Origin of the sequence: Vibrio sp. YT-17 (genome assembly GCF_033337375.1) — a bacterium.
Taxonomy (GTDB): Bacteria; Pseudomonadota; Gammaproteobacteria; order Enterobacterales; family Vibrionaceae; genus Vibrio; species Vibrio alginolyticus.
In genome coordinates this window covers 1-1,106 of the sequence record NZ_JAWOQP010000175.1, presented here as the reverse complement: position 1 = coordinate 1,106, position 1,106 = coordinate 1, and the positions used below count along the sequence as shown (strand labels likewise).

General features: G+C 47.8%; 1 pseudogene. It reads right to left on the bottom strand.

Going from position 1 to position 1,106, the window contains the following annotated elements:
* Positions 1-126: 126 nt before the first annotated feature.
* A pseudogene (gene metL / locus R7F67_RS24770) lies at positions 127-1,106 on the bottom strand (bifunctional aspartate kinase/homoserine dehydrogenase II); the annotation flags it as partial.

Genomic DNA, 1,106 nt, shown 5'->3' with positions numbered 1-1,106 from the left:
TTAATTCGCATCTGCTATTTACTCATAACAACGTTTGAAAATGGCGAATCTTATTTTAAGTATGGCACTGAGGAAGGAATAAAAAACCCCGGATGAATTCCAGGGTTTTTAGGTATCTCGCAAAGTTTAGAATAATCCAGCTAAGCGGTTGAGATCCGATTGGATTGCACCAGCGGTCACCTCGCGTCCTGCACCTGGGCCACGAATCACCAAAGGGTTGTCCTTGTACCATTTACTTTCAATCGCAAAAATGTTGTCGCATGGCAGCAAGTTAGCCAGCGCATGTTCGCGCGGTAATGCTTCTACGCCCACCGTCGCTTTGCCATTTTTCTCTAAGCGCGCCACATATCGAAGCACCTGCTCATCTCTTTGTGCTTTGGTTAGACGCTCTTGAAGAATCTCACTGAGCAGTGCGCCATTATCAAAGAACTCATCCAAACTCAGAGAGCGCAGCTCTTCAGGCACCAGTGATTCCACTTTTACGCTGTCCGGTTCAATATCCAGACCAGACTCACGCGCTAAGATAACCAGTTTACGCATGACATCCGAACCGTCTAAATCAGCACGCGGATCCGGTTCTGTTAATCCTTGTTGCCACGCTAAATCGACCAACTCATTAAACGGCACCGAGCCATCAAACTGCTGGAACAGCCAAGAAAGTGTTCCCGAGAAGATTCCGGATAATGCCACAATCTCGTCACCACTTTCACGCAGATCTCGCACGGTATGGTTGATAGGTAACCCTGCCCCAACCGTCGCGTTGTAGAGCCAGTAACGACCGATTTTCGCGAATGCATCTTGCACTTGATGGTAATACTGACTGTCGGCAGAGCCTGCAACTTTGTTAGCAGAAATTAAATGGATGCCTTGCTGAGCGATATCAACATAACGTTGCGCCAACTCTTTGCTCGCGGTCACGTCCAATACCACGGCTTCATCATAACCTTGTAAATCGCCCAACCGACTCAGCCACGTCCCATCGTTCTCAATACTTTCATCATCAAACTTGTCGGCAACCGCCGCCGCATCAATACCTTTTTCATCAAACCAATATGTCTGGCTATCGCCAACGGCAACTAAGTCAAAGCTCATACCGTGGCGTTTTT